The sequence below is a fragment of the Streptomyces sp. NPDC059832 genome (assembly GCF_042731715.1).
In the GTDB taxonomy this organism is placed as follows: domain Bacteria; phylum Actinomycetota; class Actinomycetes; order Streptomycetales; family Streptomycetaceae; genus Streptomyces.
In genome coordinates this window covers 121,422-146,979 of sequence record NZ_JBHWIY010000011.1, presented here as the reverse complement: position 1 = coordinate 146,979, position 25,558 = coordinate 121,422, and the positions used below count along the sequence as shown (strand labels likewise).

Genomic DNA, 25,558 nt, shown 5'->3' with positions numbered 1-25,558 from the left:
GTCAGTACATGCCCCTTAGATGAGGCGTTCCTCGCCAGAGTGGCGCATTACATGTGCACACCATCCGGCACATGTAGTCCACACGCGTAGACCCACATCGCAGGGGGTTATATGAGAACCAGCCGCGCGAGAAGTCGCGCCGCGCTGAGCATGGCAGCGACACTGCCACTGCTGGCCGGTGCGCTCGCCCTCGGGATACCGAACGCCAGCGCGGACTCCGCGCCGAGCGGGCGGGACGCGCTGCAGGGCACCAAGCCCGCCTGGGCGACCGCCGGGGCGGACCGGGGGGCCACCTCCGACAGCGGCAAGGTCAGCGTCCGGGTCCATCTGGCCGGACGGGACGCGAAGGGGCTGGCCGCCTACGCCGCCGCCGTGTCCGACCCGCAGTCCGCGTCGTACGGGAAGTACCTGAGCGCCGAGCAGGCACAGGCCCGGTTCGGGGCGACCCAGCAGCAGATCGACCAGGTCAGCACGTGGCTGAAGTCGAACGGGCTGACCGTCACCGGCGCCAACCGGCACTACGTCTCGGCCACCGGTGACGTCGCCGCCGCCGAGAAGACGTTCGGTACCCAGCTGCGCAACTACCGCAAGGGCAGCCGGACCTACCGCGCCCCGGCCTCCACCGCCTCCGTGCCCGCCGCGCTGAGCGACGCCGTCCTCGCCGTCTCCGGCCTGGACAACGCGCCGCACAAGTCGAGCCACGACGAGGCGCTGCCGCCGCCGGACGCGGTGTTCCGCAACTCCGGCCCCTTCTCCTCGTACTACGGCTCGAAGACCGCGTCGACGCTGCCGAGCGCCTACGGGGCGAAGGCGACGTACGCCGTCAAGGGGTACACCGGCAAGCAGCTGCGCGCCGCCTACGGTGCGGGACGCTGGACCGGGAAGGGCGTCACCGTCGCGATCACCGACGCGTACGCCTCGCCGACCATCGCGAAGGACGCCGCCGAGTACGCCAAGCGCAACGGCGACGCGCCCTACCGTCGCGGGCAGTTCAGCCAGGTGCTGCCGGACGACTACACGAAGACCGAGGAGTGCGGGGCCTCCGGCTGGTACGGCGAGGAGACCCTCGACGTGGAGGCCGTGCACGCGGTCGCGCCCGCCGCCGACATCGTGTACGTGGGCGGCGCCTCCTGCTACGACGCCGATCTGCTGGACTCGCTGAACAAGGTCGTCGACCACCGGCTCGCCGACATCGTCTCCAACTCCTGGGGCGACGTCGAGGCCAATGAGACGCCGGACGTCGCGGCCGCGTACGACCAGGTCTTCAAGATGGGCGCGATCGAGGGCATCGGCTTCTACTTCTCCTCCGGCGACGACGGCGACAACGTCGCGTCGACGGGCACGAAGCAGATCGACGTACCGTCCAACTCCGCCTGGGTGACCTCCGTCGGCGGCACCGCGCTGGCGGTCGGCAAGCACGACACGTACCAGTGGGAGACCGGCTGGGGCACGCTCAAGTCGAGCCTCTCCGGGGACGGGAAGAGCTGGGACGGCTTCCCGGGCGCGTACACCTCGGGCGCGGGCGGCGGCACCAGCTCGTCCGTGAAGCAGCCGTTCTACCAGCGCGGTGTCGTGCCCGACTCGCTCGCGCGGGCGAACGGGAAGCAGCGGATGCGCACGGCCCCCGACATCGCGGCCGTCGCCGATCCGAACACCGGCTTCCTGGTCGGCCAGACCCAGACGCTGCCCGACGGCTCGCTCGGCTACGACGAGTACCGCATCGGTGGTACGTCCCTGGCCGCGCCGGTCATCGCCGGTGTCCAGGCGCTCGCCCAGCAGGCCAGGCACGGGCTGCCGATAGGCTTCGCCAACCCGGCGATCTACGACCGGTACGGTTCGAAGGCGTACCACGACGTCACCGACCACCCGCTGGGCCCGAACCGTGATCTCGCGGTGGTCCGGGTCGACTACGCCAACGGCGTGGACGCGGCGGACGGCCTGCTGACGTCGCTGCGCAGTCTCGGCAAGGACGCCTCGCTGAAGGCGGTCAAGGGGTATGACGACGTGACGGGTGTCGGGACTCCGGCGGCCGGTTATGTGGACTCGTACCGCTTCCCGTTCCGCAGGCACTGAGCCGCCGGTCCGGTGTCGACGGCCGTCCCGGGGCCCGGTCTCCGGGGCGGCCGTCGGCCGTGTGCGTGGCGGCGACGACGGCGGGTCCGTACGGCCCCTCCCCCCGTCTCAGGCCGAGGCGCGCTTGCGGGGGGCCGCCTTCTTCGTCGCCTGCTTCGGGTCCGACTTCGCGGTGGTCTTCTTCGCCGACGTCCCGGCGCCCGCCTTGGCCGCCGACTTCTTCGTCGAACGTGCGGCGGTCTTCCTGGCGGGCGCCCTGCTCGGCGCGGACTTCTTCGCGGCCGTCTTCTTGCCGGCCGCCGCGGCCTTCTTCTTCGCACCCGTTCCGCCGGACTTCTTGCGGCCGGCGAGGGAGGTGACCTCGGCCCCGGGACTGTCCGCCGGCTCCTCCTCGGTACCCGGCTCCTCGCCCCGGGCCTCCTTCGCCGCCCGGACGCTGCTCTCCAGGGCCGCGATCAGGTCGATGACCTTGCCACCGGAGTCGTCCGCCTCCGCCGGCTCCAGGGTCCGGCCCTCCGCCTTCGCGGCGATGAGTTCCTCGACCGCTTCGCGGTAGTCGTCGTGGAGCGAGTCCATGTCGACCTCGCCGAGGGTGTCCATCAGCGCGTCGGCCAGGTCGAGTTCGGCGTCGCGGACCGTGACCTCGGTCTCCGGGGCGACGCCCTCGGGGCTGCGGATCTCGTCCGGCCAGAGCAGACCGTGCATGGCGATCACATCGTCGACCACCCGCAGCATGCCGAGCCGTTCGCGACCGCGCAGCGCGTACTTCGCCACGGCGACCTTCCGGCTCCGCTTCAGCGCCTCACGGAGCAGGGTGTACGGCTTGGCGGCCGGGACCCCGTTGGCGCTGAGGTAGTACGCCGCGTCCATCTGGAGCGGGTCGATCGAGGCGGCCGGCACGAAGGCCACGATCTCGATCGTCTTGGCCGTGGGCAGGGGAAGCGCGCCGAGGTCCTCGTCGGTGATCGGGATCATCGAACCGCCGGCCTCCTCGTACGCCTTTCCGATCTCGGCGGCGGTGACCTCCTGCTCGTCGATCTCGCAGACCTTCCGGTAGCGGATCCGGCCGCCGTCGGCGAGGTGGATCTGGCGGAAGGAGATCGAGTGGTTCTCGGTGGCGTTGACCAGCTTGATGGGGATGCTGACCAGCCCGAAGGAGATGGCGCCGTTCCATATGGACCTCACCGTTCACCCCTTGTGTCCGTACAGATACCTGTAGGTCCGTGAATCATGTGATTCTTATCGTATGACGCCGATCACGGAGGTGGAGGGGCGGCGGCTGGCGCTCAGCAATCTCGACAAGGTGCTGTATCCGGCCACCGGAACCACCAAGGGCGAGGTGCTGCATTACTACGCGGCCACTGCCGCCGGGCCTCTGCTGACCCATCTGGACAACCGGCCCGTGTCCTTTCTGCGCTATCCGGACGGGCCGGACGGGCAGCGTTTCTTCACCAAGAATCCGCCGCCGGGTACGCCGTCCTGGGTACGGACCACCCCGGTGCCGCACCACGAGGACAAGAAGGCCAGACAGGTGGTCGTGCGGGATCTGGCCTCGCTGATGTGGGCGGCCAATCTGGTGGTGGAGTTCCACACCCCGCAGTGGCGGGCCGACGCGCCCGGGATCGCCGACCGGATGGTGTTCGACCTGGACCCGGGCGCGCCCGCGACCGTCGTGGAGTGCTGTGCGGTGGCGCTGTGGCTGCGCGAGCGGCTGGCGGCGGACGGGCTCCGCGCGTACGGGAAGACGTCCGGGTCGAAGGGGCTGCATCTGCTCGTACCGCTGGAGCCGACCCCCGCCGATCGGGTGTCGGCCTACGCGAAGGGGCTGGCCGTCCAGGCGGAACGGGAACTCCCGGACCTGGTCGTGCGCCGGATGAAGCGGGCACTGCGGCCGGGGAAGGTGTTCGTCGACTTCAGCCAGAACGCGGCGGCGAAGACCACCGCCACCCCCTACACGCTCCGCGCCCGGCCCGAGCCGACCGTCTCCGCGCCGGTCACCTGGGCGGAGATCGAGGAGTGCCGGACCCCCGGGGAGCTGGTCTTCCTGGCCGACGGAATGGGCGCGCGACTGGAGCGGTACGGGGATCTGCTCGGGCCGCTGGCCGATCCGGACGAGGCCGGACGCCTGCCGGACGCGCGGTAGGCCGGCAACAGGGCTGCCCGGGATCCTTTCTGTCGCTACCTCACCGGAGGTGACCGTTTCGCATCGCTCCATCGATAGCGTATGACAGGGTCCTTTGTCATGCTCGCCAGGAAAAGACCGCATGTGGAGGGCGGAGCGTCCGACCTGTGGTGCACACTCCTCGCAGACACTGCTTCGTTGAAATGCGTGGGGAGGCGATGGGGTGTTCGCAGGGATCGATGAGGTCGACTGGGCCTCGATGGAGCACGCCTACGGGCCGGCCGGTGATGTGCCTGCGATGCTGCGGGGCCTCGCGTCCGCCGATACGGCGGAGCGCGAGGCAGCGCTGGACGGGATGTACGGGGCGGTTCACCATCAGGGTGACGTGTACGCCTGCACACTGGCCAGCATTCCTTTTCTCTTCGAGCTGGTCGTGGATCCGGGGATCCAGGACCGGGGCAGCATCGTCGAGCTGCTCACCAGCATCGGTGGTATCGATCTGGACGAGGACGACGAGGACGAGATCGACGAGGACGAGATCGAGGGCGCGGCCAATTACGCGATGGCGGCGACCGCCGTCACCGCGGGCGCCGGGGTGTTCTTCGAGCTGATGGCCGACGAGGACCCGGGGGTACGGCTCTGCGCGCCCCTGGCGCTCGCCGCGCTCCACAGCCATCCGGAGCGGGTTCTCGCGCTGCTGCGGGAACGCCTGCCGATCGAGCCGGACGAGGAGGTGCGGCTCGCCCTGGTCGAGGCCGCGGGGCGGGTCGCCCTGCGCCACCGGATGCTGGCCGGGCAGGCTGCCGCGTGGCTGAGCCGGCTGGCCGGCGAAGGCTTCCCGCCGGGGCTGCGGCTGGCCGCCCTGGCCCAGCTGGCGCGGTGCGCACCGGACGCGCTGCCCGGCGATGTGGTGCGGGTGGTGACGGGGCTGCTGCGGCAGTTGCGTTCGGTGCCCGCGCACAGGCCGGGGCCGGCCCCCGCGGACGACGCCCAGGCCGGTACGGCGGGTTCGGCCGAGGCGGTCGCGGCCGTCGACGCGTACCCGGACGCGGCCGGGGAGCCGCCCGCCGAGGAGCGGGTCGCGCCGGTGACCCTGGTGGGCCAGTTGCGGGCACTCTCCGAGGAGCAGGCCCCGGTGCCCACCGCCCCCTGGACGGCGGATCTGCTGCGCACCCTGCACGTCGGGCTCGACGACCGGGTCGCCGAGCGGACGGCGCTGCTGACGGATCAGCTGCGCAGCCCGGACCGCCGGCAGCGGATCGACGCGCTCCGGATGAGCAGCGGGCTGATCCGGGCCTGGCGGGGCTCGTACGAGGAGCTCGTCCGGCTGGTCGGTGAGCAGCTCGCCACCCCTGATCCACGACTGGCCGAGGCGGCCGCGCACGTGCTGGAGGAGCTCTTCGGGCTGGCCGCGCCCGCCGCCGACGCGCTGGCGGCGCGGGTGGCGGCGGATCCCGGGGCCTGGGTGCAGGACTGGCCGAGCGGGCCGCCGGCGCTGGGCAGTGCGGTGCAGGCGCTGGCCCGGCTGGGCGACGCCCGTGCCGTGCCCGCGCTGGCCGCCGCGCTGGAGCGGCCCGAGGTGCCGCACGACGTGGGGTTCGCCATCGGCTATCTGGGGGCGGCGGCGGCCCCGCTGGCCGAGGTGCTGCGCCGCAGGCTGGGCGAGGTCCCGCTCGACGAGCGGGCGCACGACCGGGCGGGCCCGCTGCTCACCGGTCTGGCCGTGCTGCGGGCCGACGAGGCGCTGCCGGAGGTGCTGCGGGTACTGCGCGGCGCACCGGAGCACCGGGGCGAGTGGCTGCGTACGGCGGCATTGCGGGCGCTCGGTTCGTTCGGGCCCGCGGCGCGCGGCGCCGTGCCGGAGCTGCGGGCGCTGCTGCGGAGTCCCGGGGCCACCTCGGTGACCGAGGTGGCGAAGGCCCTGTGGGCGGTCGAGGGGGATGCCGGCGCGGTGCTGCCGGTGCTGATCGAGGGTCTGGGGGCGGAGCGCGTCCATGAGGTCCGGTCGGCGGTGAACGCGCTGGGCGGGCTCGGGGCACGGGCCGCGGTGGTCGCGCCCCGGCTGCGGGCGCTGCTGGGGCACGAGGAGCAGTGGCTGCGGGTGGACGCGGCGGTCGCGCTGTGGGCGGTGACCGGGCGGGCCGACGAGTCCGTGCCGGTGCTCCTGGCGGACTGGGAGAAGAATCATCATGTGCGCGTCCGGGTGGCGGAAGGCCTGGCGCGGATGGGTGCCGCTGGTGCAGGGTCGGATGCGGCACGCGTGCTGCGCGCCGAACTCACCTCCGTACGCCGTCACAACGCGATGGACGGCGTGTTCGGCAGCCACGACGCGTACGAGGACGAAAAGCTGCTGGCGCTCTGCCGGCAAGCGCTTTTGGGGAATACGGGGAAGGGACCCACAACATGATCATTTTCGGTACGCGAGGCTATCTGTACCAACTGGCCATACTGACGCTGGTCTGCGGCTGGTGCGGCAATCCGGCCGCGCACACGCTGCGCAAGAGGGTCACCAAGTTCACGCTGTTCTTCGTGCCGCTCTTCCCGTTCTCGACGAAGTTCGCGACCCAGTGCACGTTCTGCGGCGGGGAGCAGCAGATCCCGAAGGAGCAGGCCGAACAGCTGCTGGCCCAGCACGCGGCCTCGCAGCAGGGCAACCCGTACGGCCAGCCGCAGGGGCAGGCGGGGTACGCGCCGAACGGGCAGGGACAGAACCCCTACCAGAGCTGATCGGCGCCCTGCCGGCATCGAAACGAAAACCCTTATCCACATAAAATAGGCAGAACAGACTTCCTTCCGAATAGGGTCGTGGGACCTGGACCTCCGGAAGGGAGGGAGTCATGTGTCCGCGTCGCCGGGTGCGGTGCCGCGCGGCGGCGGCCCTCGGGGCCGTCGTCGGCGTGGCGCTGCTGACCGGCTGCGGGAACGGCGGCGGGCTGCGGAGCGCCGGACCGACCCCGACCGCCGTCGGGCCCGCCCGGCTCTGGCCCGAGCTGCCGCCCGCCTCCGCCGCGCCGTACGACTACGGCGAGGGCGAGACCGCGCGCATCCCGGGGATCAAGGTGCCGGACGGCGATGTGCACCGGCTCGATCCGGTGGCGGTGGTGCGGGCCGGTCTGGCGGCCCGGCCCAACCGGTCCAGCGGCACGGCCGATCTTCCCGCCGACACCGTGAAGAAGATCAACGCCTGCCGGACCGAACCGGCGTCCTGTCCCGTGCTCCGGCCGTACTTCCGCGATCTGACGGGCGACGGCAGGGACGATCTGGTGCTCGGCATCCGGCTGGCCGACCACCAGCTCTCCGTGCGGGTCTACATGCCGGAGGCGGGCGGACTGACCCGGATCCTGTCCACCTCGGACGCCGTGATCAGCGTCGAGCTGGCCGGCCGGGACCTGATCATGCGGGTGCCGTCGGCGATCACGGGATACGAGTACCGCACCGCCTGGTCCTGGGACGCCCGGCAGCGCGCGATGCTGCCCACCCAGGACGAGATCCAGCGGATTCCGCCGTCCCGGGCGCCGCGCCCGCAGCTGACGAGCGCCCGGCCGACCACCGCGCCCACCGGCCCCACCGCGACACCGTCCGCCGGGGTCTCCGCGGAGCGCCGATGAGCCCGCCCGGCGCGGGCAGGCGCGGAACGGGGCGGCTCAGGCCGCGGATGCCTTCCTGGGCCGCGACGCTCACCTGGAAGTCGGCCGTCTTCATCACCGTGATGTGCTGTGCGCTCGCCGCGCTGCTGGGCGTCCTGGTCCACACCGAGGTGACCCGCCAGACCGTCGGCCAGGCCCGCGAGAAGGCCCTGTCCCGGCTGGCGGACGTCACCACCGCGTACGAGACGGGCGAGGCGCTGCCGCCGGGTTCCGGGATCGATCCCCCGGGGCTGCCCGCCGCCCTGCGCGCCCTGGCCACGAGCGGCGAACGCGGCACGCTCGTCGGCGAGCACGACGGGCGCCCGGCCATGTGGGCGGCGGCTCCGGCCGACGGCCGCGCACTGGCCACACAGGTGGACTACAGCCAGAGCGCCCGCACCATCGACAGCCTCGACGGGGCGATCGTCGGCTCCTCCCTGCTGGCCATCGGCGCCACCCTGCTGGTCGGCGCCTTCGCGGTCTCCCGGGTCACCCGGCGGCTGCACCAGACGGCCCGGGTGGCCCGCCGGATCAGCGCGGGCGACCTCGACGCCCGCGTCCGCGACCCGCGTACGGCGGACTCCTCGCGCCCGCAGGACGAGGTCGCGATCGTCGCCGGCGCGCTGGACACGATGGCGTCCACGCTCCAGCGCAAACTCCAGACGGAGCAGCGTTTCACCGCCGATGTGGCGCACGAGCTCCGCACCCCGCTGACCGGTCTCTCGGCCGCCGCCGAACTGCTGCCCCCGGGGCGGCCGTCCGAGCTGGTGCGGGACCGGGTCCGGACCATGCGGGCACTGACGGAGGATCTGCTGGAGATCTCCCGGCTCGACGCCCGCACGGAAGCGGTCGACCTCGATGTGTACGAACTGGTGCCGCTCGTCGAGCGGGTGGTGCGCGCGTCCGGGACCGGGACCACGATCCGGGTCGGGGAGACGGCGAGAGCCGCGCACGTGCGCGTCGAGACCGACCTGCGGCGCCTGGAGCGGGTGCTGGGCAATCTGATCACCAATGCGCACAGGCACGGCCGGCCCCCGGTGGTGCTGACGGTCGACGGATCGGTGGTGACCGTACGCGACCACGGCCCGGGATTCCCGGACTATCTGCTGGACGACGGCCCGCAGCGCTTCCGTACCGAGGGCAGCGGCAAGGGGCACGGTCTCGGGCTCACCATCGCCGCCGGGCAGGCCGCGGTGATTGGCGCCGACCTGGTGTTCCGCAACGCCCCGGACGGCGGGGCGGTGGCCCGGGTCACGCTGCCCGAGTACCCGGCACCGGACGGCGGGGAGCCGGAAACCCGGGGCGCCCCGAAGTCCGGTCCGCATCACGGGGAGTGAGGGGGCGTCGGACGCCGGGTGGACGTTCGGCATCATGCCGTCGGACATACCTGCTACGACATAAGGGAAATACACACCAGCTCTTGCTACGTTGCCTGGCATGACCGCAACGACGGCGGACGCACCCCCGCCCGATCTACGTCTGCCCAAGCGGCGCGGAGTCGAGCTGCTGCTCCTCATCGGGGCCGTCCTCATCTCCGTCTACGGCTACGCCGCCGTCGGCCTGGCCAAGAACGGCGCGGTCCCGCCCGATGTGGCCGGCTACGGCGCGGGCCTGGGGCTGCTGTCCCTCCTCGCGCATCTCGCGGTCCGCTTCCGCGCCCCGTTCGCCGATCCGCTGCTGCTGCCCATCGCCGTGCTGCTCAACGGGCTCGGCCTGGTGCTGATCTACCGGCTCGACCTGGAGACCCCGAAGGACCAGGCGGCTCCCGCCCAGCTGGTCTGGTCCACGCTCGGTGTGGCGCTGTTCATCGCGGTGGTCGTCCTCCTGCGCGACCACCGGGTGCTCCAGCGGTACGCGTATCTCTCGGTCGCCACCGCACTGGCCCTGATGATCGTGCCGATCTTCTTCCCCGCGGTGAACGGCGCCAAGATCTGGATCCGGGTCGGCGGATTCTCCTTCCAGCCGGGCGAGTTCGCCAAGATCCTGCTCGCCGTGTTCTTCGCCGCGTACCTCGCCGCGAACCGCAACGCGCTCGCCTACACCGGCCGCCGGATCTGGAAGCTCCAGCTGCCCACCGGCCGGGTGCTCGGTCCGATCGTGGCGATCTGGCTGCTCAGCGTCGGCGTGCTGGTCCTGGAACGCGATCTGGGCACCTCGCTGCTCTTCTTCGGCCTCTTCGTGATCATGCTGTACGTGGCCACCGGCCGGACCGGATGGATCGCGGTGGGCCTGCTGCTCGCCGCGGTCGGCGCGTTCGTCGTCGGCTCCTTCGAACCGCATGTGCACAGCCGGGTCCAGGACTGGCTCGACCCGTTCGCCTCCATCGACGCCGGTCAGGGCCCCAGCCAGCTGGCCCAGTCGCTGTTCGCGTTCGCCGCGGGCGGGATGCTCGGCGCGGGGCTCGGCCTCGGCCACTCCATCCTCATCGGTTTCGCCGCCAAGTCGGACTTCATCCTGGCGACGGCGGGCGAGGAGCTCGGGCTGGCCGGGCTGACCGCGATCTTCCTGCTGTACGCGCTGCTGGTGGCCCGCGGCTACCGGGCCGGCCTTGCCCTGCGCGACCCCTTCGGGCGGTTGCTCTCGATCGGTCTCGCCTCGATCCTGGCGCTCCAGGTGTTCGTGATCGCGGGCGGGGTGATGGGGCTGATCCCGCTGACCGGCATGGCGATGCCGTTCCTCGCCCAGGGCGGTTCGTCCGTCGTCACCAACTGGATCATCGTGGCGCTGCTGATCCGGGTCAGCGACCAGGCCCGCAGACCGCAGCCGGGTCAGGTGGAGACCGGGATCATCGCGCCGATCACGGAGGCCGAGCAGTGATCCGCTACATCCGCCGGGCCGCGGCGCTCTGTCTGGTGCTGCTCGTGGCGCTGCTGCTGAACGCCGCCCGCATCCAGGTCTTCGAGGCCGACAGCCTGGACAGGAATCCCGCCAACCGCCGTCTGACGATCGCCCGTTACGACCAGCCGCGCGGCAACATCCTGGTCGGCGGCAAGTCCGTGACCGGTTCGAAGAACACCGGCGAGCAGCTCACGTACGAGCGCACGTACCGCGAAGGCCCGCTGTACGCGCCGGTGACGGGCTACGCCTCGCAGACGTACGGCACGACCCTGATCGAGAACGCCGAGGACGGCATTCTCTCCGGCACCGACTCGATGCTCGCCCCGGTCCCGCTGTGGAACGAGATCACCCGTGGCCGGCAGCCCGGCGGCAAGGTCGTCACGACCGTCAAGGACTCGATGCAGCGCGCCGCCTACGAAGGGCTCGGCGGGCGGCGGGGTGCGGTCGCCGCCGTCGAACCGTCCACCGGGAAGATCCTGGCGCTGGTCTCGACCCCCTCGTACGATCCCGGGCTGCTCTCGGGCACCGGTTCGTCCGTCACCGACGCGTGGGCGCTGCTGAACGCGTCGAAGAGCCAGCCGATGCTCAACCGGGCGATCCGGCAGACCTATCCGCCGGGCTCCACCTTCAAGATCGTGACGGCGGCGGCGGCGCTCGACGCGGAGGTCGTCACCGATCCCGACGCGGACACCGGCACCCCGTCCCCGTACGTGCTGCCGGGTACGTCGACCACGCTGCCCAATGAGGCGCGGGGCTGCGAGCAGGCCTCGCTCGCCGAGGCGATCCGGGTCTCCTGCAACACCGTGATGGCGGACCTGGGGGTGCGGGTCGGGCTCGACGGCATGGTGGACGCGGTGCGGAAGTTCGGCTTCAACGACACCGGGCTGAAGATCCCCTCGGGGGTCGCGAAGAGCAACTTCGACACCGAGATGACCAAGGACCAGCTGGCGCTGTCGTCGATCGGGCAGTTCGACACGACGGCGACACCGCTCCAGATGGCGATGGTGGCGTCCGCCGTGGCCAACGGGGGCGACCTCAAGTACCCGTATCTGGTGGACCGTACGACCACGCACAGCGGCTCGACCGTCCACCAGAACGGCTCGCACACCTACCACCGGGCGATGAACCCGCGGACGGCGACGCAGCTGCGGGAGATGATGGTCGACGTCGTGGAGAACGGCACCGGGTCCAACGCCGCGATCGACGGGGTGACGGTCGGCGGCAAGACCGGCACCGCGCAGCACGGCATCGACAACTCGGGCCGGCCGTACGCCTGGTTCATCTCCTGGGCCCAGTCGCCCCGCTCGGGACAGCCGGCCGTCGCGGTCGCCGTGGTCGTCGAGGACGCCGCGGCGAACCGGGCGGACATCAGCGGCGGCGGCAGCGCGGCCCCGATCGCCCGTTCCGTCATGGCGGCGGCCCTGCGAGACTGACCGGATGGCTGAGGCTCGGGCACGGATCGGGGTGGACCAGGCGCTGGAGCGCATCGGGCGGGAGGATCCCCGGCTCCGCGCGTTCATCGAGGTGTGGCCGGAGCGGGCGCTCGCCGACGTGGAGCGGGCCCGGGGGCTCCCGCTGGCCGGGATGCCGTTCGCGGTCAAGGGGCCCAACGGCATCCGGTCGTACGCGGCCCGGCGGCTGATCGAGGCCGGCGGGGTGCCGGTCGGCGCGACCTCGGTGCCCGGCCCCGGCACGCACTGGCAGACCTGGGGGCTGGGTGCCCACGGCCGCACGGTCAACCCGTGGTGCCCTGACCGCACCCCGGGCGGCTCCTCGGCGGGCTCGGCGGTCGCCGTCGCGGCGGACCTCGTGGAGCTGGCGACCGGCAGCGACGGGGCGGGGTCGGTACGGATCCCCGCGGCGTGGTGCGGGGTGTTCGGCCTGAAGACGACGAACGGTCTGCTGCCCTCCCCCGACCGCACCGGGCTGGCCTCCGCCGGAGTGCTGACCCGGTCGGCGGCCGGGGCCCGGACGTATCTGGCCGCCGTCCTGGGCGGCTGCGAGCCGGTGCCGCCCGTCCTGCCCGTACCGGCCGTCCTCAGCCCCGATCTGGGGTACGCCGAGGTCGACCCGGAGGTCGCGGCGGTCGTCCGGCGGGCGGTGGGGCGGCTCGTGGCGGCCGGGGTGGTACGGCTCGTGGACCGTACGTGCGAGCTGCTCGACCCGCGAGAGGCGTGGCAGGCGGTCCGGGGCGGGTCGCCGTCCGCGCGCGCCGTGGAGGTCAGGCGCGCGAACGACGCCGTGCTGGACGCCCTGTTCGCCCGGACCCCACTGCTGCTCACACCGACCACGCCCAACCGCCCGCACGGCCACGACGGTCCGGGCGAGCTCTTCTCGACCGCGCTGACCTGGGCGTTCAATCTGAGTGGGCATCCTGCGGCCAGCGTCCCCGCCGGATTCACCGCGGACGGCTGCCCGGTCGGACTCCAGCTGGTCGCGGAGCGCGGGGCCGATGTCCCGCTGCTGGCCATGGCCTGTGCGGTGGAGGAGGCGATGACCGCGAAGGGCTGACCGGCCCGTGCGCGGGCGGGCGGGAAAGGGGAGCCGGCCCGCCCGCGCGGCCTCAGTCCAGCGGCTCGCGGCGCCGCAGCCACTGCTCGGGCACCCCGTCGACCCCGGTGGCCGCGCCGACGACGCCGCCGGTGATGGCACAGGTCGTGTCGACGTCGCCGAGGCCCTCGGCTGTCGCCCAGAGCGCCGCCTCCAGGTCGTCCGGGTGCCGGGCCGCCGTCCACAGGGCGAACGGCACCGTGTCGTCGGCGCGGATCCGCTGCCCGTTGCCCAGCAGATCGGCCGCCTTCCACGGTTCGGTGGCGAAGGGTACGTCCACGGCCCGGCGCAGCCCGTCCCGTACCAGCCCTTCCGGGGTCCGGCCGGCGACCTCGGCCAGGGTGAGCTCGCCGCGGACGGAGAGCGCCGCCGCGACCGCGACCGCCACCGCGCCCGCGATCCCCTCCGGGTGTGCGTGGGTGACGGCCGCCTGCAGCGCGGCCTGCCCGGCGGTGAGTTCGAGGTCCTGGTGGAAGCGGGCGCCGAGCGGCGCGACCCGCATCGCGGCCCCGTTGCCGAGGCTGCCGCCCTCGAAGAGTTCGGGGGCCAGGGTGCGCCAGTCGGCCGGTGCGGCCAGCAGTTCGGGCAGCAGGATGTGCATGCCGTGGCCGTAGCCCCGGGCCGGGTCCGCCTCGAAGGCGAGGGCGAAGCAGAGCGCGAGACGGTCCTGCTCGACCCGGCCGTGCTCGTCGAGGACGCGCAGCAGGGCACGGGCGAGGGCGGTGTCGTCGGTCCAGTGCCAGACCGGCTCCTCGGGGGTGCGGCGCGCCTTGATCTCGTTGAACGCCCGGCGGGGCGCACGGAAGAGCGGGAACCATCGCTCGCCGAACGCATCGCCCAGGGAGAGCCCTTCGAGGCTTCGGCGGGCGGCCGCGGGACCTGCGGCGAGGGGCGGGGTCGGGGTCGTCATACCCGCCATACTCCCCGCACCGGCCGACGGCGTACATCCGTTGTGGACCGCGAAGGCGCCGCTTCCCTCACTCTCCCGGTGCGCCCTGCGCTATCGCCTCCTCGACCTCGGCGACCCTGGCCCGTTCCTCCTCCTCGAACCGGTCCCGGTCCAGCTGTTCGGCCACCTCCTCGTCCTGGGCCATCAGCAGGTCCAGGCTGGAGTCGCCGAGCTCGAAGACGCCCATGTCGACGTAGGCCTTCTGGAGCCGTTCGCCCCACAGGCCGATGTCCTTGACGCACGGCACTATCCGGCTGAACAGCAGCTTGCGGAAGAGCTGGAGGAACTCCGAGTGCTCGGAGAGGTCCTTGGCCTCCTGCTTGCCGATGCCGAAGTTCTCCAGCACCTCGACGCCGCTGAGCCGGTCCCGCATCAGATAGCAGCCCTCGATGACGAACTCCTCGCGCTCGCGCAGTTCGGCGTCGCTCAGCTGCTGGTAGTAGTCGCGCAGCGCCATCCGCCCGAACGCGACGTGCCGGGCCTCGTCCTGCATGACGTACGCGAGGATCTGCTTGGGCAGCGGTTTGGTCGTCGTGTCGCGGATCATGCCGAACGCGGCCAGCGCCAGCCCCTCTATGAGGACCTGCATGCCGAGGTAGGGCATGTCCCAGCGGGAGTCGCGCAGGGTGTCGCCGAGCAGTCCCTGGAGGTTGTCGTTGATCGGGTAGAGCATCCCGACCTTCTCGTGCAGGAACCGGCCGTATATCTCCGCGTGCCGGGCCTCGTCCATGGTCTGGGTCGCGGAGTAGAACTTCGCGTCCAGGTCGGGGACGGACTCCACGATCCTGGCCGCGCAGACCATGGCGCCCTGCTCGCCGTGGAGGAACTGGCTGAACTGCCAGGAGGTGTAGTGCTTGCGCAGCTCGCCCCGGTCCTTCTCCGTCATCTTCGCCCAGTGCGGGGTGCCGTACAGGGTGAGGGCCTCGTCAGGGGTGCCGAGCGGGTCGGCGGGGTCGACCTCCAGGGACCAGTCGATGCGCTTGTTGCCGTCCCACTGCTTGTCCTTGCCCTTCTGGTAGAGGGCGAGCAGGCGTTCGCGGCCGTCGTCGTAGTCCCAGCTGAAGCGGGCGGCGCCGGAGGCGGGTACCTGCCACAACGGTGCTTCGGGGGCGGTGGTGTAGAGGTCGTGTGTCGACACGGACGGCTCCTTCGCCTGGCATGTTTCGGCAATTCCCTTGGCGGTTGCTCCAGTTGGCAGGTTCACACGTTGGTAGACGCCGGGTCAACAAGTCGTGCGCAAGGGATTGACGACCTTACTGACGAGGAGTCTCATAAGAGGTGACCGCCGGTAACCCCATGTGTGAGGTGCCTCCAGCATGACCACAGTGAGCGAACGCGACGTCCAGCTGCTTCGCGACGCACTCGGCCCGCTCCGGGACCGCGAGCAGATCGCCGAGCGGCTGCTCGACTCCTCGGCCAAGCACTCCTTCGACCCGGACAAGGAACTCGACTGGGACGCGGCGATCGAGGACGGCAAGTGGTTCTGGCCGCCCGAGCTGGTCTCGCTCTACGACACCCCGCTGTGGCGGAAGATGTCCGAGGAGCAGCGGATGGACCTGTCCCGGCACGAGGCGGCGTCGCTCGCCTCGCTGGGCATCTGGTTCGAGATCATCCTGATGCAGCTGCTGGTCCGGCACATCTACGACCGGCCGGTGACCAGCAATCACGTCCGCTACGCGCTCACCGAGATAGCCGACGAGTGCCGGCACTCGATGATGTTCGGCCGCATGATCAAGTGGGGCGGGTCGCCCGACTACCCCGTGCCGCGCGTCTATCACAACCTCGCACGGGTGCTGAAGACCATCTCCACCACCCCCGGTTCGTTCGCCGCGACCCTGCTCGGCGAGGAGATCCTCGACTGGATGCAGCGGCTGACCTTCCCGGACGAGCGCGTCCAGACGCTGGTGCGGGGCGTGACCCGCATCCATGTGGTCGAGGAGGCGCGGCACGTCCGCTACGCCCGCGAGGAGCTGCGCCGCCAGATGGTGACCGCTCCGCGCTGGGAGCGCGAACTGACCCGGCTGAGCAGCGGCGAGGCGGCCCGCGTCTTCTCCGTCTGCTTCGTCAACCCGCAGGTGTACGAGAACGTCGGCCTGGACCGCCACGAGGCCGTCGCCCAGGTGAAGGCGAGCGGCCACCGGGCGGAGGTCATGCAGTCGGGCGCGAAGCGGCTGACGGACTTCTTCGACGACATCGGGGTGCTGAACGGGGTGGGACGCCGGCTGTGGAAGCGCTCCGGCCTGCTGGCCTGAGCCGGCCGCCCCGCGGCGCGACTCGCTCAGTGGTCGGCTCCGGAAGTCCTTCGGGGGTCGACGTGAGGGTCCGAGCCGTGATCGGCGATCCAGTGCCACGCCGGCAGCGTCTGCCTCGGGGATAGCGGCCCGCGCCGACTGATTTGCGCACGTAGGCCGGGACCGTACGTCCCCGACGTCGAGTCACGCATCCAGTTGTGCACGGATGAGCGTGTCGAGTCGCTGCCATGCCGGGGACGAGGCGTTGACTGTGCCCTGAACAAGGGCGGGGGTCTCAGAGGCTGCATCCGGCTCGGGCAGTTCGTCGGGTCCGTAGCGTTCCCGGGTCGCCTTGGCGATCCGGCGGGCGAGGCCGTCGATGCGGGGATCGTCGGCGTCGAGGCCGTGCGCGTGGTCGTGACCGAGGAAGAGCTGCCGAAGCCCCGGATCGGCCAGGGTCTCGGCCTGGTCATGAAACAGCGTGATCGCGCGGTCCGGGTAGGTGGCGAACACGAGGATCCACAGGTCGCGTTGCAGGTCCACCCATCAAGGGGTGAATCTCCATCGGGCCAGGCGCTCCAGATGGGCACCGACTTCGGTGGGCGGCGGTGCCAGCTGCCCGGCGGCGAGCTCACGCAGGCGACCTTGCGTTGCCTGCAGGCCACGGATGCCGGCGGTGAGCTCGTCGTCGATCTCGCGCAGCGGCATTCATCCGGCCACCGGGGAGCAGTTGGTACGCCCGGAATTGCGCGCGCATCCGCGTGCCACGTTGAGCGGTGCCCAGCTGGTCGAGGCGATCGAGACGGCCGCCGAAGCCGCCGGGCGCGAGCCGCTCGACCTGTTCGAGGAGCGGCGTGGGACGGCGCAGCTCCAGGCGCTCCTGAAGGCCCGGGGTGACAACCCGAGCTGCCCGAAGGACCCCTACGACTACAACGGCGACGGGGTCGTGGACGCGACCTGCACGGGCGGCAAGCGCGTGAACGGGTTCTGCGGCTTCGGCGTCGCCAACGCCCTGCGGGCGATCAAGTAACCGCCCCCGATCAACTCGTTGAGCCTCCGCACGCGTCATACCACCCGTACCGCGAACCAACTGGAGACTCCTATGACAGCGCCGCGCTCACGCTCCCATCGCCTCGTCGCCCTTCCGCTGGGGATGGTCATGGCGACCGCCCTCACCTTCCTGCCCAACGTCACGGTGTCGGCGGCCGAGGCGGCCCCGACGGTCACGACGGCCGACGCGACCTCCCTCAGCTACATCGTCAACGTCGCTACCGGAAAAGGCCCGTCCACGACGGTGAAGAGGGCCATCGTCGACACGGGCGGCACCATCGTCATCTCGTACGACCGGATCGGTGTGATCGTCGTCCACTCCTCGAACCCCGACTTCGCCCGGACCATCCGTAAGGTTCCGGGCGTGCAGTCGGCCGGCGCCACCCGCAACGCACCGCTTGCCGCGCAGTCGACGACCGAGGTCGGCGCGACACGGATGCTCGGCGCCAAGGAAGCCGCGAGCGCTCAATCGGCCGAAGGCCAGGACCCCCTGGAGCCGTCGCAGTGGGACCTGCCCGCCATCAAGGCGGACAAGGCGCACGAGAAGACGCTCGGCAGCCGCGACGTCACGGTCGCCGTCATCGACACCGGCGTGGACGACACCCATCCCGACCTCGCCCCGAACTTCGACCGCGAGGCGTCCGTCAACTGCGCCTCGGGCAAGCCGAACACCGCGGACGGGGCCTGGCGGCCGGGCGCGTCGGAAAACGCCGCCCACGGCACGCATGTCGCGGGTGTGATCGCGGCAGCCAAGAACGGCATCGGCATGACCGGCGTCGCACCCGGCGTGCGGGTCGCCGGCATCAAGGTGGCCACCTCGGCGGACTACATCTACACCGAGGCCGTGGTCTGCGGCTTCGTCTGGGCGGCCGAACACCACGTGGACGTCACCAACAACAGCTATTACACCGACCCCTGGAACTTCAACTGCCTCGACGACCCGGACCAGAAGGCACTCGTCGACGCCGTCACCCGGGCCTCGCGGTACGCGGAGCACAAGGGCACGGTCAACGTCGCAGCCGCGGGCAACGAGCGCCGCGACCTGGACGCGGACTCCCTCACCGACCCCGCCTCCCCGAACGACGGCACGCCGGGCGACCGCGTGATCGACCCGCACAAGTGCTTGATCATGCCGCCCCAGCTGCCCGGTGTGGTGACCGTGGCCGCGACCGGCGCGAAGGGCATCAAGTCGTCGTTCTCCAACTACGGTCTGAACGTCATTGACGTCACCGCGCCCGGAGGCGACTCCATCCTCTACCAGCCCCCGGCCGCGCCGGCCGTCGATGCCGGGGTCCTCGGCACGATGCCCGGCGGCAGCTGGGCCTACAAGTCGGGCACGTCGATGGCGTCCCCGCACGTCGCGGGGGTGGCCGCCCTCATCAGGTCGACGCACCCGCACGCCACCGCCGGACAGGTGAAGGCCCTGCTGTACTCCGAGGCCGACGCCATGCCGTGCACGGATCCGTACGACATCGACTCCGACGGCAAGATCGACGCCGTGTGCAAGGGGTCGAAGTACCACAACGGGTTCTACGGGCGGGGGATCGTGAACGCGTTGAACGCTGTGACGAAGTAAGCGGCTTCCGCGCGCAAGGGGGCCTCTACCTCGCCGCCCCCGAAACCACGCACGACACAGGCTCAGGAGTCAATCCCCGAAGGACTTCCGGAGGCAACCACTTAGGCTTCGACGTATGACCTCTGCTGCCGCCTCCGCGCCGCCGGCCCGCGCGTACCGAAGGCTCGGCGTCGAGGAGCGCCGCGCCCAGCTCCTCGGTGCGGCCCTCACCCTCTTCGCCCACCGGGCCCCCGACGAGGTCTCGCTCGACGAGGTCGCGACCGTCGCCGGGGTGTCCCGCCCGCTCGTCTACCGCTACTTCCCCGGCGGGCGGCAGCAGCTGTACGAGGCGGCGCTGAGATCCGCCGCCGAGCAGCTGATCCTGTGCTTCGGCGAACCGCCCGTGGGACCGCCCACCGAGCGGGTCACGCGGGTGCTCGACCGCTATCTCGCCTTCGTCGACGAGCACGACACCGGTTTCAGCGCGCTGCTGCGCGGCGGCTGCGTCGTCGAGACCTCCCGTACGTCGGCGATCGTCGACGAGGTGCGTCGGGCGGCGGCCGAGCAGATCCTGCTGCACCTGGGCAGCGGCGAGGCGGCCGGCCCGAGGCTGCGGATGATGGTGCGCACCTGGATCGCGGCCGTCGAGGCGGCGTCCCTGATCTGGCTGGACGAGGGGAAGCGGCCCGCCGCGGCCGAGCTGCGCGACTGGCTGGTCGACCAGTTGATCGTGCTGCTGGCCGCCACGGCGGCGACGGATCCGGAGACCGCGTCGGCGGTGGCGGCGCTGCTGCCGCTGGAGACCGCCGCGGGTCCGGCCGGACGGCTGGCGCAGCTGCTGGTACCGGTGCTCGGCGAGGCGGCCCATCTGCTGCCCCAGAACGGCTGATCGGTCAGACTGGAACGGTGAGAAGCGAGAACACCACCTTCACCGGCGGGCCCCTGGACGGGCGGGTACTGCCCGTCCTTGTCGGCCCGACCGGCCATCCGCCCAAGTGGTACGAGGTCCCGGTACCGGCCGCCGACGGCGGTCCCGCGACCGTGTACGCGTACCGCAGGGTGCCGGCCGGTCACTCCAAGCGGCTGGGGCTCCCGCGCGGCTGGGTGTACGAGTACGCTCCCGGGGGCCGCGAGCGGCACAGCCCCAAGTGGCCCTGGTCGAAGCCGGACTGAGGGTAAGGGGCCCGATGGAGCGGGGGCCGGTCGGTCTAAGATCGACGCTCTGGTGCCCAGGCACGGTCAGCGAGGGGGTGCGCCATGGAGGCGCTGCGTCAGGACGATCCACGCCGCTTCGGCCCGTACACCGTGCTGGCGCGGTTGCGCGGGACCGCGAGCAGTGTGCAGTACCTCGCGCACGATACGGCCTCCGAGGACGCGGTGGTGATCACCGCCGCCCGCCCCGAACTCGCCGCGCTGCCCGCGTTCCGGCGCCGTTTCCAGGCGGAGGCCCGCATCGCGGACCGGCTGGCCGGAGGCTGGGTCCAGCCCCGGCTGGGCGGCCCGGACGACGCCCCGGACGAAGAGCTGCTGTGGACGGCGGGCCCGTACGTACCCGCGCTGACGCTCTCCGAGGCGATCGACGCCACCGGACCGCTTCCCGAGCGCGCCGTGCGGATACTGGGCGCGGGCCTCGCCGAGACCCTCTCCCGGGTGCACGCCACCGGAGCCGTGCTCCAGGGTCTGGCCCCCCGGACGGTGCTGCTGGCCGAGGACGGGCCGCGGCTCACCGCGTTCGGCCCGCTGGGCGCCGCTGCCGCCGCGGAGGCCCGGCCCGGCGGGCAGTTGTCCGTACGGCTCGGCTATCTCACCCCGGAGCAGGTCGAGGGCGAGGAGCCCGGACCGGCTTCCGATCTCTTCGTGCTGGGCCTGCTGCTGGCGTACGCGGCGACCGGCACGACCCCGCTCGCCGACGGCCCGGCCGCCGAGGGCGCCGAGCGAATCGCCCGCACCGCCCCCGAACTCGGCGCGGTCCCGGAGGAGTTGCGCGACCTGATCGCCCGCTGCCTGGAGAAGGACCCGGCCGACCGGCCGAGCGCCGGGACGGTGGCGGCCGAGCTGGCCCTGGAGGGGGCGGCGGGCCTGGCGAAGGGCGGCTGGCTACCGGAGGCGTTGGCGGCCGCGGCGGCGGAGCAGGGGGTGCGCGTACGGGAGACGGTCGCGGCCGGTGCGCCGGTGGACGCGGTGGCCGGTGGTTCGGCCGGTGAGCCGACCGACGCGGTGGCCGGTGGTTCGGCCGGTGAGCCGACCGACGCGGTGGTACCCGTCCCCGCCCCGACCCCCGTCCCGGCCCCGGACACGCAGACCGCTCAGCTCGGGGACATCGGGCGCCATGCCCCGAGGACCGACCGGCCGACGACCCAGCTGTCCGTCCCTCCCGAACTCACCGGCCGCCCCGCCGCCCCTGCTCCGGCCCCGCCCGCCGGACCCACTCCGGCTCTGCCCGGCGGGGTGCCCGCCGTACCTCCGCCCATGGTCCCGGTGGCCCCCCGCCCGCTGCCGATCCCCACGAATCGCGCCACCGCCCCCTCCCCCGCCGTGGACCGGCGCGGTCTGCTGATCGGCCTCGCCGCCGGGGCCGCCGGACTGGTCGTCGGTGGCGGCGGTGTGCTGGCGCTGGGCAGTGGCGGAGGGGACACGGACGACCCCAAGCCCGCGCCGAGCCACGGCGGTCCCACCGTCGCGGGGCTGCCGCCGCAACCCCGCTGGGTGTACACGCACCCGGCGGCGGAACCGGCACCGCTCACCACCGCCGTCTGGAACGAGCGGCTGCTGGTGCTCACCACCAAGAACGGCGCGACCGCCGTGGACCTGCGCACCGGACGCCGGGTCTGGCAGAACACGGACGCCGCCGAGGGGCGGGCCGCCCTCCTCGCCGGCCAGGACCTCTGCTTCGTCGCCGCCCCCTCCGGGTTCCTCTGGCTGTCGCCGAAGGACGGAAAGACCGTGCACCGGGCGGATCACGCGGACCTGTCCGCCGAGACGCCGAAGCTCTCGGCGCCGGAGTTCGTCGGCTCGTCCGGGCCGGTGATCTGGTTCACCGGGTCCGAGAAGGCCACCGTCAAGGCGCCGCCGCCGAAGAAGGGCAAGAAGCGCGGCAAGGACAAGCAGATCGTCAGGGCCTATCTCTTCGCGTACGACATCGTGCGGCGCGAGCAGCTGTGGCGTACCCCGGTACCCGCCGGACGCGGCCCCGCCACCCCCGGCCACCGGCTGATCGCGGTCCGGCAGAACGACCTGGTCGTACGTCAGAACCCGGCCACGCTCGCCCCCGGCGACGTCAGGGCCGCCAAGGGCAAGGCCGTCTTCCGGAGCTTCGACCGCAGGACCGGCAAGGCGCTGTGGAGCAAGCAGTTCGGCACGGTCGCCCCGGACGCGGCGGCCATGGGCGACGACCGGGGCCTGCTGTACGCGGCGGTGGGCGACGATCTCCAGGCGTTCGAGACCCCGGCAGGCAAGCCGAAGTGGACGCTGAACGGCAGCGGCGGGACCCCGTACGGCACCCCCGTCGTCACCGGGACCGTGCTGCACACCACCAACCGCAACCAGGAAGTGGGCGCGGTCGAGCGGGAGACCGGGCGGCTGCGCTGGCGCCGCTCGACGGAGGCGGCGATCACCACCGCCGCCCCCGCCGTCACCCTCAGCACGACCGGCCGCACCCTGCTGGCCGCGGACGGCTCCCAGGTCACCGCGTTCGCCGCCGCGGACGGGCGGCGGTTGTGGAAGTTCCAGGACATCGGCGCCCAGGACCCGAAGGGTCCCACGGTCACCGCCCCGTACCGGGTACTGATGGCCGGCCGGACGGCCGTCGTACAACGCGACCGGATCTTCTACGCGTTCCCGGTCGCCTAGAGACCGGTCGGCGTCGCGCAGCGAGCGGTCGGCACCGCCTGGAATCCGGCCGAAGCCCGCCCACGGCCTTCCGGGCGAACCCGCCTGCCGCCACACCGGGCGGTTCTTGCATCTCCGGACACCGGGTGACCGTATTGACGCGTTGCGCCCACTCATGGGGCATTTCCGTGATCGCCCCGTCACCGGAGGTGATGTTGTGTCAGGCGGAGTCTTGCGTCCGGTCTGCACCGCCGCCCTGGCCGCGCTCGTCGTGACCTCGCCGGCGGCCGCCGCGCCCGTGCCGCCCGCTGCGGGGTCCACGCCCACGAGTACGAACAGGAGCGTCACCCAGCTCCTGTCCGAGCTGCGGCAGCTGTACCAGCAGGCCGAGGAGGCCACCGAGACGTACAACGGGACCGCCGCCGAGCTGAAGAAGCGCGCGGCACAGGCGAAGAAGCTCGACATCGCTCTCGTCACCGCCCGGACCGCGCTGGCCGACAGCCGCGACGAGGCGGGGCGGCTGGCCCGGGAGCAGTACCAGGGCCGATCCGACTTCTCCGCGTACATGCGGCTCCTGCTGTCCCGGGACCCCGAACACCTCCTGGACCAGGAGCATGTGATCCGGCGCGCGGCGGCCGGGCGGGCGGCGACGGTGAAGCGGCTCACCGGCGCCGAGAAGCACGCCGACGAGCTGGCGACCGAGTCCCGCAAGGTCCTCGACCGGCAGCAGGTGCTGGCCTCGAAGCAGAAGAAGCAGCGGGACACGGTCCGGTCGCGGCTGAAGGCCGTCGATTCGATGCTGGCCAAGCTCTCCGGCCCCCAGCTCACCGAGCTGTCCCGGCTCGAACAGCGGGACATGGAGAAGGCCCAGGGCGCCCTGGTCGCCTCGGGGGCGCTGTCCTCGACGCGGCCGCCGTCCGAGGCGGGCGGCGAGGCGGTGAAGTACGCGATCGGCCAGGTCGGCAAGCCGTACGTGTGGGGCGCGGAGGGGCCGGACTCCTTCGACTGCTCGGGGCTCACCTCGCAGGCCTGGGCGAAGGCGGGCCGGGTCATTCCGCGGACGTCGCAGGAACAGTGGCGGCAGCTGCGGAAGGTGCCGACGAACGCGCTGCGCCCGGGTGACCTGGTGATCTACTTCCCGAAGGCCACGCATGTGGCGATGTACATCGGCAACGGTCTGGTGGTGCAGGCGCCCCGGCCGGGCTCGCGGGTGAAGATCTCGCCGGTGGCGTCGAATCCGCTGCTCGGCGCCGTACGGCCCGACCCGCAGAGCGCGCCACTGTCCACGTACAGGCCGCCGCAGCTCCCGCAGGGGGCTTCCTCCGGCTCGGACGCGGGGTACGGCTCGTCGTCGGCCCCCACGGGCTCCGGGCAGTAGGCGGCGCGGAGCGGGAACCACAGCGGGGCCGGGTCCGGTCGGATGTCCGACAGGTCCCGGCCCCGCTGTCGTCGGTCAGGCGGTCTGCGCCGCCCCGGAGACCTCGGCGAGATACGCGTTGGTCTTCTCCGGGTCGAAGAAGAAGTTGTCGAAGTCCGCCGGGTTGTTGAAGCCGTTGGCGAAGCGGTTGGCGACCGGCTGGAGCTGGCCGGCGGCGCCGATCAGGTTCAGCACGTGCTCCGGCGGTACGCCGAGCATCGCGTTGGTCCACTTCACGACGTGCTGCGCGGTGTCCCAGTAACGGTCGAACGTGGCCTGCATCCACTCCGCGTCGAACTCCCGGTCGCCGTGCTCGATGATCGAGTCCAGGTAGGCGTTGGCGCACTTGGAGGCCGAGTTGGAGCCCTGGCCGGTGATCGGGTCGTTGGCGACGACGACGTCCGCGACGCCGAGCACCAGACCGCCGCCGGGCAGCCGGCCGATCGGCTTGCGGACGGTCGGAGCGTAGCGGCCCGCCAGGGTGCCGTTGGCGTCGGTCAGTTCGACCTTGGTGGCGCGGGCGTACTCCCACGGCGTGAACCGCTCCATGAGCTCCAGCGTCTTCGCCAGGTGCTCGGAGGGGTCCTTGATGCCCTGGAACACGTCGAGCGGGCCGCCCGGAACGCCTTCCCAGAACAGGATGTCGGCGCGACCGGACGTGGTCAGCGTCGGCATCACGAAGAGCTCGCCGACACCGGGGACCAGGTTGCAGCGGACCGCGTCGTAGTCGGGGTGCTCCGGGCGGGGGCCCATGCCGTGGACGTACGCGACGGCCAGGGCGCGCTGCGGGGCGTCGAACGGCGAACGGGAGGCGTCCCGGCCGAACATCGAGACCAGCTCGCCCTTGCCCGCGGAGACCATCACCAGGTCGTAGGTGCGGGAGAAGTAGTCCAGGTCGGAGACGGCCGCGCCGTGGATGACGAGCTGTCCGCCGCGCTGGGCGAAGGTCTCCATCCAGCCGGCCATCTTCACGCGCTGGTCGACGGACTGGGCGAAGCCGTCCAGCTTGCCGACCCAGTCGACGGCGCGCGAGGAGTCCGGCGCGGCGACCGAGACACCGAGACCCTCGATGTGCGGGGCCTGGGACTCCCAGAAGTTGAGCTGGTAGTCACGCTCGTGCTGGAGCGCCGTGTGGAACATGCACTGCGTCGACATGACCCGGCCGGAGCGGATCTCGTCGGCCGTGCGGTTGGACATCAGGGTGACTTCGTACCCGCGGGACTGCAGTCCGAGGGCCAGCTGGAGTCCGGACTGGCCGGCTCCGACTATGAGTATCTTCCGCATCGCGGTTCTCCGTTGTGTGTAGCTGGGTCGTGTCG

The 25,558-nt window shown here is 72.0% G+C and carries 20 protein-coding genes and 1 pseudogene; 16 read left to right on the top strand and 5 right to left on the bottom strand.

The window, feature by feature from the left end:
* Positions 1-111 precede the first annotated feature (111 nt).
* Positions 112-2,073: a protease pro-enzyme activation domain-containing protein gene (locus ACFV8T_RS21255; protein WP_385329548.1), complete on the top strand. Its 1,962-nt coding sequence runs from the start codon at positions 112-114 to the stop codon at positions 2,071-2,073.
* A 108-nt stretch (positions 2,074-2,181) separates the two neighbouring features.
* Here the strand turns inward: ACFV8T_RS21255 and ACFV8T_RS21250 are convergent, their stop codons facing one another.
* Positions 2,182-3,258 carry a Ku protein gene (locus ACFV8T_RS21250; protein WP_385329546.1) on the bottom strand — a complete coding sequence of 359 codons (1,077 nt, stop codon included), beginning with the start codon at positions 3,256-3,258 and terminating at the stop codon, positions 2,182-2,184.
* A 61-nt stretch (positions 3,259-3,319) separates the two neighbouring features.
* On the opposite strand from ACFV8T_RS21250, the gene ligD reads away from it, so the two are divergent.
* From ligD to ACFV8T_RS21210, 8 genes are all read left to right on the top strand, one after another.
* Positions 3,320-4,216: a non-homologous end-joining DNA ligase gene (ligD, locus tag ACFV8T_RS21245; RefSeq protein ID WP_385329543.1), complete on the top strand. Its 897-nt coding sequence runs from the start codon at positions 3,320-3,322 to the stop codon at positions 4,214-4,216.
* 202 nt (positions 4,217-4,418) lie between these two features.
* The gene (locus ACFV8T_RS21240; RefSeq protein ID WP_385329540.1) at positions 4,419-6,602 is read left to right on the top strand and encodes a PBS lyase; all 2,184 of its coding nucleotides are present in this window, start codon (positions 4,419-4,421) and stop codon (positions 6,600-6,602) included.
* The gene (locus ACFV8T_RS21235; protein ID WP_385329537.1) at positions 6,599-6,922 is read left to right on the top strand and encodes a zinc-ribbon domain-containing protein; all 324 of its coding nucleotides are present in this window, start codon (positions 6,599-6,601) and stop codon (positions 6,920-6,922) included. Before ACFV8T_RS21240 ends, ACFV8T_RS21235 begins: the two co-directional genes overlap by 4 nt.
* 110 nt (positions 6,923-7,032) lie before the next feature.
* Positions 7,033-7,803, top strand: coding sequence for a hypothetical protein (locus ACFV8T_RS21230; protein ID WP_385329535.1), 771 nt, complete (start codon positions 7,033-7,035; stop codon positions 7,801-7,803).
* Positions 7,800-9,158, top strand: a complete 1,359-nt coding sequence (locus ACFV8T_RS21225; RefSeq protein ID WP_385329532.1) for an ATP-binding protein — start codon at positions 7,800-7,802, stop codon at positions 9,156-9,158. Before ACFV8T_RS21230 ends, ACFV8T_RS21225 begins: the two co-directional genes overlap by 4 nt.
* Before the next feature lie 100 nt (positions 9,159-9,258).
* Positions 9,259-10,638, top strand: coding sequence for an FtsW/RodA/SpoVE family cell cycle protein (locus ACFV8T_RS21220; protein WP_385329529.1), 1,380 nt, complete (start codon positions 9,259-9,261; stop codon positions 10,636-10,638).
* The gene (locus tag ACFV8T_RS21215; RefSeq protein WP_385329527.1) at positions 10,635-12,092 is read left to right on the top strand and encodes a penicillin-binding transpeptidase domain-containing protein; all 1,458 of its coding nucleotides are present in this window, start codon (positions 10,635-10,637) and stop codon (positions 12,090-12,092) included. Before ACFV8T_RS21220 ends, ACFV8T_RS21215 begins: the two co-directional genes overlap by 4 nt.
* 4 nt (positions 12,093-12,096) lie before the next feature.
* Positions 12,097-13,170: an amidase family protein gene (locus ACFV8T_RS21210; protein ID WP_385329524.1), complete on the top strand. Its 1,074-nt coding sequence runs from the start codon at positions 12,097-12,099 to the stop codon at positions 13,168-13,170.
* A 52-nt stretch (positions 13,171-13,222) separates the two neighbouring features.
* Here the strand turns inward: ACFV8T_RS21210 and ACFV8T_RS21205 are convergent, their stop codons facing one another.
* Positions 13,223-14,119: an ADP-ribosylglycohydrolase family protein gene (locus ACFV8T_RS21205; RefSeq protein ID WP_385329521.1), complete on the bottom strand. Its 897-nt coding sequence runs from the start codon at positions 14,117-14,119 to the stop codon at positions 13,223-13,225.
* 67 nt (positions 14,120-14,186) lie between these two features.
* Entirely contained in the window at positions 14,187-15,296 is a 1,110-nt protein-coding gene (locus tag ACFV8T_RS21200) for a ferritin-like domain-containing protein (RefSeq protein WP_385329519.1), read from the bottom strand.
* A gap of 178 nt (positions 15,297-15,474) precedes the next feature.
* Between ACFV8T_RS21200 and ACFV8T_RS21195 the strand changes: the two genes are divergently transcribed.
* The gene (locus ACFV8T_RS21195) at positions 15,475-16,410 is read left to right on the top strand and encodes a diiron oxygenase (RefSeq protein WP_385329516.1); all 936 of its coding nucleotides are present in this window, start codon (positions 15,475-15,477) and stop codon (positions 16,408-16,410) included.
* Positions 16,411-16,593: 183 nt separating this feature from the next.
* Here the strand turns inward: ACFV8T_RS21195 and ACFV8T_RS21190 are convergent, their stop codons facing one another.
* Positions 16,594-16,932 carry a MerR family transcriptional regulator gene (locus tag ACFV8T_RS21190; RefSeq protein WP_385329513.1) on the bottom strand — a complete coding sequence of 113 codons (339 nt, stop codon included), beginning with the start codon at positions 16,930-16,932 and terminating at the stop codon, positions 16,594-16,596.
* Positions 16,933-17,251: 319 nt separating this feature from the next.
* Between ACFV8T_RS21190 and ACFV8T_RS21185 the strand changes: the two are divergent.
* From ACFV8T_RS21185 to ACFV8T_RS21160, 6 genes and pseudogenes are all read left to right on the top strand, one after another.
* Positions 17,252-17,419 (top strand): annotated as a pseudogene (locus ACFV8T_RS21185) (peptidase S8); the annotation flags it as partial.
* A 72-nt stretch (positions 17,420-17,491) separates the two neighbouring features.
* Positions 17,492-19,015 carry a S8 family serine peptidase gene (locus ACFV8T_RS21180; protein WP_385329510.1) on the top strand — a complete coding sequence of 508 codons (1,524 nt, stop codon included), beginning with the start codon at positions 17,492-17,494 and terminating at the stop codon, positions 19,013-19,015.
* 115 nt (positions 19,016-19,130) lie between these two features.
* Positions 19,131-19,883: a TetR/AcrR family transcriptional regulator gene (locus tag ACFV8T_RS21175; protein WP_385329507.1), complete on the top strand. Its 753-nt coding sequence runs from the start codon at positions 19,131-19,133 to the stop codon at positions 19,881-19,883.
* A 17-nt stretch (positions 19,884-19,900) separates the two neighbouring features.
* Complete coding sequence (locus ACFV8T_RS21170) at positions 19,901-20,167, top strand: hypothetical protein (protein WP_376628101.1); 267 nt, start codon at positions 19,901-19,903, stop codon at positions 20,165-20,167.
* A gap of 84 nt (positions 20,168-20,251) precedes the next feature.
* Positions 20,252-22,843, top strand: a complete 2,592-nt coding sequence (locus ACFV8T_RS21165) for a PQQ-binding-like beta-propeller repeat protein (RefSeq protein WP_385329504.1) — start codon at positions 20,252-20,254, stop codon at positions 22,841-22,843.
* A 196-nt stretch (positions 22,844-23,039) separates the two neighbouring features.
* Complete coding sequence (locus ACFV8T_RS21160; RefSeq protein ID WP_385329502.1) at positions 23,040-24,200, top strand: NlpC/P60 family protein; 1,161 nt, start codon at positions 23,040-23,042, stop codon at positions 24,198-24,200.
* 75 nt (positions 24,201-24,275) lie between these two features.
* Here ACFV8T_RS21160 and ACFV8T_RS21155 read toward each other — a convergent pair whose 3' ends face one another.
* The gene (locus ACFV8T_RS21155) at positions 24,276-25,523 is read right to left on the bottom strand and encodes a styrene monooxygenase/indole monooxygenase family protein (RefSeq protein ID WP_385329500.1); all 1,248 of its coding nucleotides are present in this window, start codon (positions 25,521-25,523) and stop codon (positions 24,276-24,278) included.
* Positions 25,524-25,558 lie beyond the last annotated feature (35 nt).

Bases quoted from the DNA above. Each gene is read 5' to 3' on its own strand.
- ACFV8T_RS21255 (WP_385329548.1), top strand. From the start codon at position 112: ATGAGAACCAGCCGCGCGAGAAGTCGCGCCGCGCTGAGCATGGCAGCG.
- ligD (WP_385329543.1), top strand. From the start codon at position 3,320: ATGACGCCGATCACGGAGGTGGAGGGGCGGCGGCTGGCGCTCAGCAAT.
- ACFV8T_RS21235 (WP_385329537.1), top strand. From the start codon at position 6,599: ATGATCATTTTCGGTACGCGAGGCTATCTGTACCAACTGGCCATACTG.
- ACFV8T_RS21230 (WP_385329535.1), top strand. From the start codon at position 7,033: ATGTGTCCGCGTCGCCGGGTGCGGTGCCGCGCGGCGGCGGCCCTCGGG.
- ACFV8T_RS21225 (WP_385329532.1), top strand. From the start codon at position 7,800: ATGAGCCCGCCCGGCGCGGGCAGGCGCGGAACGGGGCGGCTCAGGCCG.
- ACFV8T_RS21220 (WP_385329529.1), top strand. From the start codon at position 9,259: ATGACCGCAACGACGGCGGACGCACCCCCGCCCGATCTACGTCTGCCC.
- ACFV8T_RS21210 (WP_385329524.1), top strand. From the start codon at position 12,097: ATGGCTGAGGCTCGGGCACGGATCGGGGTGGACCAGGCGCTGGAGCGC.
- ACFV8T_RS21205 (WP_385329521.1), bottom strand. From the start codon at position 14,119: ATGACGACCCCGACCCCGCCCCTCGCCGCAGGTCCCGCGGCCGCCCGC.
- ACFV8T_RS21195 (WP_385329516.1), top strand. From the start codon at position 15,475: ATGACCACAGTGAGCGAACGCGACGTCCAGCTGCTTCGCGACGCACTC.
- ACFV8T_RS21180 (WP_385329510.1), top strand. From the start codon at position 17,492: ATGACAGCGCCGCGCTCACGCTCCCATCGCCTCGTCGCCCTTCCGCTG.
- ACFV8T_RS21175 (WP_385329507.1), top strand. From the start codon at position 19,131: ATGACCTCTGCTGCCGCCTCCGCGCCGCCGGCCCGCGCGTACCGAAGG.
- ACFV8T_RS21165 (WP_385329504.1), top strand. From the start codon at position 20,252: ATGGAGGCGCTGCGTCAGGACGATCCACGCCGCTTCGGCCCGTACACC.
- ACFV8T_RS21155 (WP_385329500.1), bottom strand. From the start codon at position 25,523: ATGCGGAAGATACTCATAGTCGGAGCCGGCCAGTCCGGACTCCAGCTG.